This is a genomic window from Paractinoplanes deccanensis (assembly GCF_016862115.1).
In the GTDB taxonomy this organism is placed as follows: domain Bacteria; phylum Actinomycetota; class Actinomycetes; order Mycobacteriales; family Micromonosporaceae; genus Actinoplanes; species Actinoplanes deccanensis.
This window is the reverse complement of the sequence record NZ_BOMI01000222.1, coordinates 1-12,168: the sequence shown is the minus strand read 5'-3', so window position 1 is coordinate 12,168 and position 12,168 is coordinate 1. Positions and strand designations below refer to the sequence as shown.

Genomic DNA, 12,168 nt, shown 5'->3' with positions numbered 1-12,168 from the left:
TTAGGTGGCACCCATCGCGCACCGCACCGGCCGTGGTCACTGGGGCTGCTGCCGGCGAAAGCGCTGTCAGGCCCTTAAGACCGCATCCCATTTTGCGGTTGTTGTACCGCAAGGTGGTTCGTTGTACGGCCGTGGGTGATGTAGAGAAGTACTGCCCGGAAGCGTTGTGGCGCCCCGCGCAGCCGTTGCTGCCTGAGCAGCCGAAAAGGCACCAGGGTGGTGGGCGGCGACGGATCAGCGACCGGATCGCGCTCGCCGCGATCCTGTACGTGCTGGACTCCGGCTGCGCCTGAAATGAGCTGCCGGAGTCGTTCCCGATCTCGTCGACCAGCGCGCACCGCCGGTTTAGCGAGTGGGTCACGCAGGGGGTGGTGGCGGCGCTTCATCAGGCGGTGCTCGACGCGGCCGGGCAGATCGACTGGTCGCGGGCCAGTCTCGACGCGATGCGCGTACGGGCGGTAAAAGGGGGACCTGACGGGGCCGAGCCCGGTAGACCGCGGCAAGCCCGGTTCCCAGGGTCACGCAATCAGTGACCGGAACGGGCTTCCGCTGCACGCCGACATCTCGGCTGCCAACGTCAACGACCACACGGCCCTGCAGGATGTGTTCGACGGCATCGCACCGGTGCGCCAGCCGGTCGGCCGGCCCCGGAATCGGCCCGCGAAACTGCACGGTGACAAGGGCTACGACTACCGGCCCTGCCGCCAGGCCCTGACCCGACGCGGGATCAAGCCCCCGCATCGCCCGCAAAGGGCATCGAGGCCTCGAACCGGCTCGGCCGGCACCACTACGTCGTGGAGCGCTGCCTAAAGTGGGTCACCCGGTTCCGGCGGCTGGTCCGCCGCTACGAACTCTAGGCTCCTCACCTCCTCGGATTCCTGCGCCTGGCACGCGCTGTCATCTGCTACCGCCGCGCCGTCAAGCTCAACCTGTTAACCAGCAACAACCCCAAATGAGATGCGGTCTTACATGTCATCGAGCTCTTCTTCGATCTCTTCCTCGACCGCCTCGACGCTCGAGAGAAAGATGTGGTACTTGTCCGACTCACTCAGGTGGTTGAGGAAGGACTGACGTAGCTCTTGCATACCGAGGTAGTAGCTCCGGAACGACTCGCTGACCTCCTCAGCCCGCTTACTGTTCGGCGCCACAGGAATGAGGATCTCGCGGTAGCGGCTCCCCACGTCTTCGCGGTTCGTCTGCATGAAAACGATCCGGTCCCACTGCCGTCGCACCGCGCGTAAGCTCATGGCCCACAGCAGGTAGAAGTTGTCGAAATCTGCATTTTCGGCGGCATGCAGCACCAAGATCTCCTTGGTGAGGACCAGCCTTTCCTGGCCCGGCATAAGTACCGCGAAATCGCCGATATTCTTGCTGGTGCGGATGGGCGTGAGGATGTCGTACGCCGATAGTCCGGAACTTTTGCCTCGCCAGAACCGCTCGGCGACGATGTCGGTGACCCGGTTGGTCGGATTGATGTTCACCTGACCGGCTCTCAGGTCTGACACCTTGATATACGGAACCGTGCCGGTGCGCAGGTCGGCGCTTGGGCTTCCATGCCCCGGCCGGGCGACGACACGCCCGTCATCGACGAGTTCGCCCAGCGTGACGGCGTGGAATCCTTCGAACTCGGAATCCTTAAGAAGATCCTCGAAGTTCCCAACCGAGCGATCATCGAAGTAGACCGGAACCGCCTGCAAACCTGGTTCGAACTTCTCTCGCTCGACCCACCGGGACGTCGGAGTAGTCCTCTTGTCGAAGATAACACTCTTGACGTCTTCGAGCACCTTGTCATCCAGCTCGTTGGTCCGCGTGCCAGTCCGCGGATCGACAACGTAAAGCTCTTCGCCATCCTTGTTGATGCCGACGGTGGGCGCGTACGAGACAAAGACATAGCCGTCTCGGAACCAGCTGGGTCGGTATGCCATCACGCCTACCTCTTCTCGAAAACGTACAAGTTTGTCTTGGCTCGGCAGAAGCCCTGGAAAGCCTCCATCGGAATATTGACGACGCCGCGCAGGATGAACCGGCTATCCAGCCAGTCTGGCAACCAGTTGTAGGTCGCTGAGAAGAAATATGTCTCCGGCAAAATGATGCCCAGCCTGCCCCCACTCACGAGAAGTCGGTGTGCCCGCTCTAGGAAGATCAGGCCGATCTCCAATGCCCGGTACTGGCCATCTCCGCGTCGAGCGATCGTGTACTTGTTGCGACGCGCATCTACACTGCTCACCTTGAGACCCTGGCCGAACGGAGGATTTGTGAGAACCACGGTGAAGGACTCGTCGGCAAGAGGCTTCACGAGATGGGGATAATCACGTTCCCATCTGTCTCCGCGAATTGAGTCGCCCGCATGGATGTGCACTCCACCGTCGCCAAGGCTGAGCATGAGCGCGCGGGCGAGCTTAACATTGATCGCGTCCTTGTCGACGCCGTAGACCCTCTGGAGAGCCCGGCCGCGAGCCGCCGCGTCCTCCATCTTGCTGCCTACCCTCATCGACTCAACCATCGAGAGGTAGGCCTCCACCAGGAACCCGCCGGTGCCGCAGGCAGGATCGATTACTTTGTCACTGGGGTCGATTTCCATGAGCTCGACGGCTGCCTCGATCACTCTCTGCGGAGTGAAGTACTGCCCCTCACCAGCTTTCAGGTTGGCCCGGCGGAAGACCTGGAAGGCTGATGAGATGGCTTCGGGGCGCATGCTGACCAGGTTCAAACCGGACAGCTCGTAGACGACGTCCTGGATACTATGGTCGTCGAGATTGAGATCGACTTCGTGAGGATCGGTAAATACTTCCGGCTGGAATTTCGTCAGGTTGGCGAACAATTCTCGAATCTTCTTGGCGGTCTCGGCCTCACCGCCGCCGGAGAGTTGGAATTGTACTGGCTCGTTCGGTGACGCCTGGCCGTTCTTGTCCGAATCAATCTTGAGAAGCAGAAGGTTACAGAGCTCGTTCAGCTGCGCTTCGGAGCGGGTGGCGCGGCTATCACGCGCCACCACCGCATCGAGGAGGCGTTTGAACACGGAGCGGAGGTGACCGTTCTGCGGGATGCGAAGGTCGTTGTATGTAAGGGGCTTGTCGGAAGCCAGCTCGAGTTCCTCGGCCGGCTTCGGTACTCCGCGATTGCGTTCGTGCTTGAAATTTCCGTCGGGGAGCTTGTAAACCCGAACGTTCTCGAGGCCGTTTGTCCAGTAGCCGAGCTTTGCTCGAGGCTCACGAGCCAGGTAGATCTCCAGCTGCGATATGCCTTGATTGAGCTCCGGGGCCTTGAACTCGAAGAGAACGACGACGTGCTGCCAGTCGTCGACGTGCGCAGAGTCATCGAACAGCGCCAGATCAACTGGCCACGACGAGAAGGACTTGCCGCCCTCGCGCTGCGCGGCGTCATGCGGAGATTTGGGCACGCGCCACTCGGGCTGCCAGCGAACCTGGTCTCGGCTCCAACCCGCCTTCGCCAGCTCCTCGATGACGGGCAAGCGCACCTGCTGGTGCTCAGGACCGCTCAGCGTTCGGTTGTAGTCCATATTCTCTCCGGGCACCGAGCCATCCTATGGTCAAGGTCCGACACTCTCGGGCAGCGACTCGATCCGACGACAGGACGCACCCACCGATATGCTGCTCAACGTGACGGAGGGAACGCTCGGCGTCGCTGTTGTGGGGTTCGGGTGGATGGGACGGGTGCATACGCAGGCGTATGCGCGGGTTCCTCATCACTTTGCCGATCTGCCGGCGCTCAGGCTGGTGGCGGTGGCGGATGACGTTCCTGGACGGGCGGAAGCTGCCGCCACGAGGTACGGGTTCGAAAGAGCCACGGAGAGCTGGCGCGAGCTCGTGGACGACCCTGAGGTTGATGCTGTCAGCATCACGGCGCCCAACTTTCTGCATCGGGAGATGGGGGCGGCCTTCGCGGCGGCCGGCAAGCACATCTGGATCGAGAAACCGGTCGGGCTCAGTGCGGAGGATGCGCGGGCGATCGTCGGGGAGGTGCGGGTCGCCGTGGGGTTCAACTACAGGAATGCGCCGGCGGTTGAGCGGGCACGAGAGCTCATTGCCGACGGGGTCATCGGCGAGGTGGCCCACGCGCGATTCAAATTCCTCAGCGACTATGCCGCCCATCCCGACGGGGCGCTCAGCTGGCGCTTCGAGCGCAACCGCGGCGGCAACGGAGTGCTGGGAGACCTCGGAGCGCACGGCGTCGACCTGATTCGCTACCTGCTCGGCGAGATCGAGGCGCTCGTGGCCGATACGGCGATTTTCATTCCCGAGAGGCCGCGGCCGGCCGGAGCGACAAAGGGGCACGAGCGGGGCAGTGGCGAACCCGGACCGGTGGAGAACGAGGACTACTTCGCCAGCCTGCTGCGCATGGCCAGTGGCGCGCGGGTCACGCTCGACTGCAGCCGGGTCGCGGTGGGCGAGCAGAACAGCTACGGCTTCGAGATTCACGGGAGCAAAGGGGCACTGTTCTGGGACTTCCGGCGCATGGGCGAGCTGGGCGTCGCAGCGGGCGACGACTATCAGGATGAAAGCGTGAAAGTCCGGTTTGCTCAATCAGGCGACGGCGACTTCGGCGCGTTCCAGCCGGGGGCGGGGATTCCCATGGGATACGACGATCTCAAGGTCATCGAGGCGGCTCGGTTCCTGCGGTCCATAAGGGAGGGCAAGCCGCACGGCGCGACGCTGGTCGATGCGATTCGTAGCGCCGAAGCGCTTGACGCGCTGGAACGCTCCGTGGCGACGGGGGCCTGGGTGAGGCTTCAGAACAAGTAGCGCTGGAACCATTCGACGGCCAGCTTGTCCACCGCGGCCGCGTGGGGAGTCTGTGGGGCCGGCTCGATTCCGGGCTCCCAGGCCAGAGCGTGAGCCATGTCCGGCACGACGTGGCAGTCCACAGTGGCGCCGGCCGACGAAAGAGCGTCGACGGCATCGCCGACCGGAGCGATGATGGCGTCGGCCCTGTCGTCGGCGCCGGTGATGAAACGGATCGCGGCGTCGGAGATCTCCGGGGCGCGGCCGACGAAGTCGAGGCGCGCGGCGACAGCGGACGACTCGGCGCCCCAGGTGTAGCTCTGACCGAACGCATCGGCCAGACCGTCGATCGTGTCGCGCAGGCGGACGACGGGATTGACCAGGACCATCGCCTGAGCGGAGAAGCCGCTCTCGGCGAGCACCAGCTGGGCCGCGGCGCCGCCCGCCGAGCCGCCGAGCAGGCCGATCGGGACGTCCTCGAAGATGCCGGCTTCGCGGCGGATGGCGGCCAGGGCGGTCGGGAACTCGGCCAGCGCGCCGAAGATGACGTGCTGGTAGACATTCAGGACGACGTCTTCCGCGACCAGGCGCCAGAGCTCGTCACGGTCGGTGGTGGGAACGGGCAGGCGCAGGTAGATCTTCCAGGCGTCCAAACCGTCGAGCGGCAGGGCGGCAGCGAAGGCGCGCTCGGTGCGCGGCGAGTCGAGCAGGTGGTAGCCGACGACGACGGGAGCTTCGGGGCGCGGGCCGCCGGACGGCGGCAACACTACGTGCGGAACCATGCCCTGAACGTTAGGCCACGCGGAAGTCGCCGGCGCCGCTGACGATCAGGTCGGCGCGCAGCCACGGCTGATCGGCCAGGAAGAACGGGACTTCCTCGGCCATCCACTCGTCCCATTCGCGCTCGGCGTCGGACAACGCGATCCCCTTCTCGGCGAGGTCGCGCGTGAGGCCGCGGGTGCGGGCGTCGTCGAACGGCGACTGGACCCAGACGGCGACGTCGAGGAAGCGGGCCAGCTCGCGGCGGGAGGCGCCGCAGCCTTCGACGATCACGGCAGGGGCCGCGGCAGGGACAAAGATCTCGCCCGTACGGCCGTGCGCGAGCCAGCCGGGAGGCGTGTAGTGCACGTCCTCCCCGGCGCGCAGTGGCGCGAGAATGCCGTCCACCATGAGGTCCGCCCAGCCGAAGCGGGAGTGCCACCATGCCACGTCGTCGGTATGGACGACCTCGGCGCCGGGAACGGCCTTGGCCAGGCGGTCGGCGAACGTGGTCTTGCCGGAGCCGCCGCGGCCGTCGACGGCGATGACGCGAGGGCCGCCGCGCGAAAAACCGTCGTCGAAAAGGGCCTCGACGACGGTTTCGAAGCTTTCGGCCAGCCAGGGGCCGGCCGCCGGCTCACCCGGACCGGGAAACATAGGGACGAGGCTACAAAATGCTTGCCACACGTCAACCAAACGCCGATGGGCGAGTCACGCGAAGCGGCGCCGCCGGAAGCGTAGCGCGACGGCCAGCACGGCAACGGCCCCGGCGCCGGCGAGGAGGCCCCACGGTCGTTCCGCCGGGAAAGCGACGGTCAGCGGCTCGACCTTCATCGTGCGGTTGTCGACCCTGATCTCACCAACCCGCTTGTCCTGTACGGAGACCAGCACGGTGTGCGTGACGACCTCGTGCACGATCGCGTCGTAGCCGAACGTCATCTCGGTGGCGCTCGTCCCACCCGGCGGAGTCAGCTCGGCGTGCACGATGAGCTCGCGATACGAGCCGGTGCCGGCGATCGTGAAGTCGGCGAAGCGTACCGACCAAGGCTTGTCATCTGTTGTGGGGTGGACGTGCCGGGACAGGTAGGAGCGCATGGCCGGCGTGGCGGCCGGCAGGTCCGCAGTGGGCAAGGTGCGCAGGTCGAGACCGCTGGCGACGGCCAGGTCCTCGACCGGCAGCTGGAGCTCGGCGGTCACGTGGCCGCCCTCCCGCTCCAGGATCACGGCGGAGTACGGCATGGGGTGGGCATACGCCGGGGGCGCCCCCAGCAGGAGCGCCCCCAGCACTACGAGAAGTGACCGCATCAGAAGTCGAACTCGCCGCCGTAGTCGCGGGTGTGGTCACGGTAGACGGTGTGGTAGTGGATCTTGTTGGTGATCACGACGCCGTTCTGGCAGACGAACTCGACCCAGGCGCTCGGGCCGTCGATGCGCACGTAGTCGCCGTGCGCGGTCAGGCCCGTGGTGCCGGACCAGCCGATGTACGTCTGGTCGAGCTCGGACTCGTAGGTCTTCATCAGCGACGCGGCGGTGGTGTCGTCGACGATCGCGACCCACGGCTTGATGGCCGCGAGCACCAGCGCCTTCTGGTCGTCGGTGAGGCCGCTGACCGGGAGCCCCTCCTTGGTCTCCGGAAACTGGCCGTCCTCGCCGGGGCCGACAAGCACGTCGGTGTACGTCTTGCCGAGCTTCGCCTTGGCCTTCTCGGTGTCCGAGAGGCCGGCCGTGACCTTGAGCAGCGCCTGGCGCATCGACTCGAGCGGCTGGTACGTGGTGCCGTCGTCCTCCCAGCTCGTCGGCTCGACGCCCACGAAGAACGGGCTCGCGCCGCCGACCGCGCCGCCCTTGTAGGTGAGGTTGACGGCCAGGTGGTGGCCGCCGAAGTGCAGCTGCCAGGCGTCGGTGGTGCTCGGGGTGCCGAGGAAGGCCATGAAGTAGTTGCCGCTGGAGTAGCCGCTGCCGGTGCCCCCGCCCGGGCCGCCAGAGGCGCCACCGCTCGGCATACCAGACATTCCGGACGGTGGTGCGCCGGACATCATCCCGCCGGGCGGCCCGCCGGACGCGCCGGGGCCGGCGCTCTGGGTGCCCTGCACCGACCCGAGGTAGTCGTCCGCCAGCAGGATCTGCATCACCAGGTCGTAGCCCGTACCCGTGCTGGATCCCGTCGCGGCCTGGAGCACCTTCTTGGCCGCGGTGAGCTGATCGTCGCTGAGGGTCTCGAACTGGATGCCGACCCGGCAGGACGACCCGCACGGCAGGTTGCTCCACGCGGTCGCGTTGGCCTCGCTCAGCTCGAGCTCGACCGACTCCTTCTGGTCGTCGTCGAGGGTCGCGAGGAACGCCTCGGCGGCCGCCACGACTCCGGCGACGCCGGTCGCGCTCGACGTGGTGGTCTCGACGGCGTCGTCATCGTCCGACCCGCACCCGGCCACCAGGAGCAGGGTCGCGGAGAAGGCGACGCAGAGCTTTCTGATCACCACGCCAGCGTATGGGGCTATTGGTGCAAATGGGGCGCAATTAGGCAGACGGGGCCCGCGAACCGCGGGCCCCGTCAGGTCTGGTGCTTCAGCCGACGCCCTGCTGGGCGCCCTTGTGGACGTGCACGCCGGCGCCGAGCTCGACGATCTGGGCCTCGCTCAGGCCCACGCCCTCCCACACCTGGATGATCATGTAGACGCCGGAGGGCTGCTTCACCCACAGCTCCCAGCCGGTGTCACCGCTGGTCGCGGTCGGGATCGAGCCGTCCGGGTTGACGGCGTTGAGGCTCTTGAGCAGCAGGCCGTCCTGGTCGCCGACCTTGACCTTCTTGCCCTCGCGGCTCGGGCCGCTCTGGTCCTTCGACTCCAGCATCACGGCGATCTTGCCGACGAAGCTGTGCGGGTCGTTCAGGCCGGCCGAGGACGGCACGGCAGTGGGGGTGTTCTTCGGGGCGATCACCAGGGAGTACGCGTCGTCGCCCTGGATGTACCAGCCGGACGGCACCTTGTCGACGGTGAAACCCTTGGGCTGCTCGCCCTTGTAGGCGACGAGCTGAACGGCGACCGGGCTCGCGACGGCCCGGCTCTCGGCGGCCGGACCTTGGGCGATCGGGGCATTGGCGGACTCCGACGTGCCGGACGTGGCCACCGCGAACGCGGCCGCCAGCGCGGCGACACCGAACGCCGAACCGGCGATCGACTGCACCGTACGGCGGCGGCGCAGGGCCCGGCGCCCGCGGGTGAGGTCGGCCTCGACCGCGGCCGGTGCCGCCTGTGCCGGGACCGGGCCCGCGATCTTCTCGAAGTGATGACGCAGGTCGCTCATCGGGTGGCTCCTTGACTGCTGAGAAAGGTGGGCTGCGCCGAGTCGAGCGCAGCGCGGAGACGCTCCAGCCCGCGGGCGGTCTGGCTCTTGACGTTGCCCTCGGAGCAGTTGAGGGCGTCCGCCGTCTCGGCGACCCCGAGGTCGTAGAAGTAGCGGAACACCACCGCGGCCCGCATCCGGGGCGGCAGATCACGCAGCGCCTGCTGCACGGCGTCGCCCACGCCGTCGGTGTCGGCGGCGCCCGCGACGTCGGGCAACTCGGCCATCGGCTTCTCGCGCCGCCGCCAGACCCGGCGCCGCTCGTCGATCAGCGCGTTGACCAGGACCCGGCGCACGTACGCGTCCGGGTTGCTCGCCCGCCGGAAGGCCGGCCAGGCGACGTACAGCTTCGTCAGCGCCGCCTGGACCAGATCCTCCGCGAGATGCGTGTCGCCCGCCGTGAGCAGGGTCGCCGTGTGGAGAAGGCGAGGGCGCCGGCCTACCACGAAATCGTGGAACTGCTCGTCTCGCTCGGTTACGCCCGAGCCGCTGTCTCGTCTCACGCCCCGATGACGATTCCGGCCGCGGCCAGGGTTGCATTCACCCGAAAGAACACGGCCACGAAGGTAGGCCAACCACGCCAGCCTGGGAAAAGCCGGTTGCGCGCGCAGCGTTCCCGGCGTTGGAGACAGTCACGCCTCTCGTACGGGTGCGGGTCGACAGCGACCGCGACGTCGAGGTCTCCCTGGCCGCGGCCCCCTGAGCGCGCGCGACCGTGTGGGTCTTCACTGGTACCCTCGCTTCGACGGGCTCGTAGCTCAGTGGATAGAGCAACCGCCTCCTAAGCGGTAGGTCGCGCGTTCAAATCGCGCCGGGCCCACGCACAGCGTTGGCCACCGTCCGGGTCAGCAGGTCCAGGACGTAGTGGCGGGACGCGCCGGGGCGTTCACCCAGATATGACCACGCGGCGTAGAGCTGCGACCACATCAGGCTCACCACCCAGTCGGCCGGGAGCACCGGGTCGATCGAGCCGTCGGCGTGGCCGCGGCGCACCACGGCCTCCACGCCGGGCTCCTCCTGGGCGTCCCAGCAGTCGCCGGTCTGCTCGCTGAAGACCAGCGACAGCAGCGAGCCGAGATCGAAGTATTCGCGGCAGAGCCGCAGCAGCGCCTCGGCGCCGGTGCCCCGGTCGAGCTCGGCCAGGCGGGCCGCGCGGGTCAGGCGCTCACCGCCCTCGTCGGCGACGGCCGCCATCAGGTCGGCGCGCTCGGCGAAATAGCGGTGCAGCGTGGTGCGCCCGACCTGGGCCGCGGCGGCGATCTCGCCGAGGGAGCAGGCCGGGTTGCCCGCCAGCAGCTCGATCGCGGCGTCGACGATCGCCTGCCGCGTGCGGTTCTTCGTACCGGTGGTCACGCGCATACCCTACGGGAATTGGCATTGCCCGTCATGGAACACGTGTGTTCCACTACAGAACATGCAGATTCTCCTGCGCCTCCTCCGGCCGCACTGGCCGGTCCTCCTGCTCGGGCTGATCCTCGGGCTCGTCTCGAACGCGGCCAACCTCGCCGCGCCGCTCGCCACCAAGCGCATCATCGACACCCTCGGCGACGGCGGAGCACTGGCCGGGCCGATCACGCTTCTGCTCGCGCTGGTCGTCACCGGCGCGGTGATCGGGCTCTGGCAGTGGATCCTCATGGGCACCCTCGCCGAACAGGTGGTGCTCGACGCGCGCGTCTCGGTGATCCAGCGCTACTTCCGGGCACGGCTCGCCGAACTGACCGGCCGCCCCACCGGCGAACTGGTCACCCGGGTCACCGCCGACCCCGGACTGCTCCACCAGGCCTCGTCCAGCATCGTCGGACTGGTCAACGCGAGCCTCGCCTTCGTCGCCACCCTGGTGCTGATGGGCACGCTCGACCTGGTGCTGCTGCTCTGCACGCTCGGCGCGGTGCTGGTCATCGGCGCGGTCATGGCGGTGCTCCTGCCGACGATCAGCCGCGCGCAGAAGGCGGCGCAGGACGCGGTCGGCGAGCTGGGCGGCGAGCTCGAAGGAACGCTGCGCGCCATGCGTACCGTCAAAGCAAGCCGGGCCGAGACGCGACAGGAAGCGAAAATCGAGGACGACGCCCGCAGGGCGGCGGCCCACAACGTGCGAGCGGCGCGACGGGCGGCCTGGGTCTGGACGGTCTCCTGGAGCGGCGTGTCGTTCGCGGTGATCGCGGTGCTCGGAGTGGGCGCCTGGCGGGCCGACGCGGGACTGCTCGAAGTCAGCAGCCTGATCGCGTTCCTGCTCTACGCGTTCCAGCTGATGGGGCCGATCGGCGAGCTGACGCAGAACGTCACGGCGCTGCAATCGGGCATCGCCGCGGCACGGCGGATCAGCGAGGTGTACGCGATGAGCGAAGAGACGTCGACGCCCCGGCCGACCCGCGCCATCCCCGAGGCACCGGTGCTGGCGATGCGCGACGTGACACTGCGCTACAACGACTCGACGCCGCCGGCGCTCGACAGGGTCAGCCTGGACATCGCGGCCCGAGGGCACACGGCGATCGTGGGGCCGTCGGGTGCGGGGAAGACGTCGATGTTCTCGCTGATCCTGCGCTTCCTCGACCCGCAGGAAGGGACGATCCTGCTGCACGGCAAGCGCTACGCCGACCTGACACACGCGGAGATCAGAGACGAGCTGGCGTACGTCGAACAGGAAGCGCCGGTGGTGCCGGGAACCATCCGGGAGAACCTTCTCCTCAGCGCGCCCGACGCCGGGGAGGCGGAACTGTGGGACGTGATGGAGCGGGTGATCCTGCGGGACAAGGTGGAAAGCCTGGACAGAGGGCTCGACACGCCGATCTCGGGGGCGGAGCTGAGCGGAGGCGAGAGGCAGCGGATCGCGCTGGCGCGGGCGCTGCTGCGGTCGCCGTCGGTGCTGCTGCTCGATGAGGCTACGGCGCAGGTGGATGCGCTGACGGAGGCGGCGTTGCATCGGTGCGTGCGGGAGAGGGCGGAGACGTCGGCGGTGGTGACGATCGCGCATCGGCTGTCCACGGTGATCGATGCGGATCGGATCGTCGTGTTGCAGGACGGGCGGGTTCGGGCGGAGGGGACTCATGAGTCTTTGCTGGGGTCGGATGAGCTTTATCGAGGGCTGATCGAGGCTCTGCGGATCGCTACGCCGGCTGCGGTTTGAGCCTTGTCCGCCTCAGACAGCCCGCCCTCCCTTGGGGGCCCCCGCCTGGAGAGCGTCATTGTCCCGTTGAATCGCAAGATCGTGCTGGTGGGTTGTGGATGACCGGGATTGTGGATATCGGGATGGTCGGCTGGGGCCGCCCAAAGGGCTCGCGCGAAGGGGGATGGCGGCGGCTGGGTGGGTTGGAATTTCTTGCGGTTG

11 protein-coding genes, 1 tRNA gene and 1 pseudogene are annotated in these 12,168 nt (G+C 67.4%); 4 read left to right on the top strand and 9 right to left on the bottom strand.

The annotated features are described in order from the left end of the window. Positions 1-131: 131 nt before the first annotated feature. Positions 132-854 (top strand): annotated as a pseudogene (locus Ade02nite_RS50175) (IS5 family transposase); the annotation flags it as partial. A 111-nt stretch (positions 855-965) separates the two neighbouring features. Here Ade02nite_RS50175 and Ade02nite_RS48575 read toward each other — a convergent pair. Beyond that, entirely contained in the window at positions 966-1,925 is a 960-nt protein-coding gene (locus tag Ade02nite_RS48575) for a restriction endonuclease subunit S domain-containing protein (RefSeq protein ID WP_203778247.1), read from the bottom strand. A gap of 5 nt (positions 1,926-1,930) precedes the next feature. Next, positions 1,931-3,535, bottom strand: coding sequence for an HsdM family class I SAM-dependent methyltransferase (locus Ade02nite_RS48570; protein ID WP_203778246.1), 1,605 nt, complete (start codon positions 3,533-3,535; stop codon positions 1,931-1,933). Positions 3,536-3,608: 73 nt separating this feature from the next. Between Ade02nite_RS48570 and Ade02nite_RS48565 the strand changes: the two genes are divergently transcribed. After that, positions 3,609-4,763: a Gfo/Idh/MocA family protein gene (locus Ade02nite_RS48565; protein ID WP_203778245.1), complete on the top strand. Its 1,155-nt coding sequence runs from the start codon at positions 3,609-3,611 to the stop codon at positions 4,761-4,763. Here the strand turns inward: Ade02nite_RS48565 and Ade02nite_RS48560 are convergent. The 6 genes from Ade02nite_RS48560 to Ade02nite_RS48535 form a co-directional block, all read right to left on the bottom strand. Further along, the gene (locus tag Ade02nite_RS48560; RefSeq protein WP_203778244.1) at positions 4,751-5,524 is read right to left on the bottom strand and encodes an alpha/beta hydrolase; all 774 of its coding nucleotides are present in this window, start codon (positions 5,522-5,524) and stop codon (positions 4,751-4,753) included. The genes Ade02nite_RS48565 and Ade02nite_RS48560 overlap by 13 nt on opposite strands. A 10-nt stretch (positions 5,525-5,534) precedes the next feature. After that, positions 5,535-6,158 carry a uridine kinase family protein gene (locus tag Ade02nite_RS48555; protein ID WP_239169634.1) on the bottom strand — a complete coding sequence of 208 codons (624 nt, stop codon included), beginning with the start codon at positions 6,156-6,158 and terminating at the stop codon, positions 5,535-5,537. Positions 6,159-6,212: 54 nt separating this feature from the next. Beyond that, the gene (locus Ade02nite_RS48550) at positions 6,213-6,740 is read right to left on the bottom strand and encodes a hypothetical protein (protein ID WP_203778243.1); all 528 of its coding nucleotides are present in this window, start codon (positions 6,738-6,740) and stop codon (positions 6,213-6,215) included. A 65-nt stretch (positions 6,741-6,805) separates the two neighbouring features. Next, positions 6,806-7,978, bottom strand: a complete 1,173-nt coding sequence (locus Ade02nite_RS48545) for a DUF3500 domain-containing protein (protein WP_203778242.1) — start codon at positions 7,976-7,978, stop codon at positions 6,806-6,808. 88 nt (positions 7,979-8,066) lie between these two features. Then, positions 8,067-8,804 (bottom strand): hypothetical protein, encoded by a 738-nt coding sequence (locus Ade02nite_RS48540; RefSeq protein WP_203778241.1) that lies wholly within the window; start codon positions 8,802-8,804, stop codon positions 8,067-8,069. Further along, a complete protein-coding gene (locus Ade02nite_RS48535; protein WP_203778240.1) occupies positions 8,801-9,346 on the bottom strand; it encodes a SigE family RNA polymerase sigma factor in 546 nt (181 codons plus the stop codon). Before Ade02nite_RS48535 ends, Ade02nite_RS48540 begins: the two co-directional genes overlap by 4 nt. A 244-nt stretch (positions 9,347-9,590) precedes the next feature. On the opposite strand from Ade02nite_RS48535, the gene Ade02nite_RS48530 reads away from it, so the two are divergent. Next, positions 9,591-9,663: transfer RNA gene (locus Ade02nite_RS48530), tRNA-Arg, on the top strand. On the opposite strand, the gene Ade02nite_RS48525 is transcribed toward Ade02nite_RS48530, so the two are convergent. After that, positions 9,645-10,196: a TetR family transcriptional regulator gene (locus tag Ade02nite_RS48525; protein WP_379037741.1), complete on the bottom strand. Its 552-nt coding sequence runs from the start codon at positions 10,194-10,196 to the stop codon at positions 9,645-9,647. The two genes, Ade02nite_RS48530 and Ade02nite_RS48525, sit on opposite strands and share 19 nt — an antisense overlap. A gap of 61 nt (positions 10,197-10,257) precedes the next feature. Between Ade02nite_RS48525 and Ade02nite_RS48520 the strand changes: the two genes are divergently transcribed. Beyond that, complete coding sequence (locus tag Ade02nite_RS48520; protein WP_203778238.1) at positions 10,258-11,967, top strand: ABC transporter ATP-binding protein; 1,710 nt, start codon at positions 10,258-10,260, stop codon at positions 11,965-11,967. The last annotated feature ends 201 nt before the right edge of the window (positions 11,968-12,168 follow it).

Bases quoted from the DNA above. Each gene is read 5' to 3' on its own strand.
- Ade02nite_RS48555 (WP_239169634.1), bottom strand. From the start codon at position 6,158: ATGTTTCCCGGTCCGGGTGAGCCGGCGGCCGGCCCCTGGCTGGCCGAA.
- Ade02nite_RS48575 (WP_203778247.1), bottom strand. From the start codon at position 1,925: ATGGCATACCGACCCAGCTGGTTCCGAGACGGCTATGTCTTTGTCTCG.
- Ade02nite_RS48550 (WP_203778243.1), bottom strand. From the start codon at position 6,740: ATGCCGTACTCCGCCGTGATCCTGGAGCGGGAGGGCGGCCACGTGACC.
- Ade02nite_RS48540 (WP_203778241.1), bottom strand. From the start codon at position 8,804: ATGAGCGACCTGCGTCATCACTTCGAGAAGATCGCGGGCCCGGTCCCG.
- Ade02nite_RS48520 (WP_203778238.1), top strand. From the start codon at position 10,258: ATGCAGATTCTCCTGCGCCTCCTCCGGCCGCACTGGCCGGTCCTCCTG.
- Ade02nite_RS48565 (WP_203778245.1), top strand. From the start codon at position 3,609: ATGCTGCTCAACGTGACGGAGGGAACGCTCGGCGTCGCTGTTGTGGGG.
- Ade02nite_RS48560 (WP_203778244.1), bottom strand. From the start codon at position 5,524: ATGGTTCCGCACGTAGTGTTGCCGCCGTCCGGCGGCCCGCGCCCCGAA.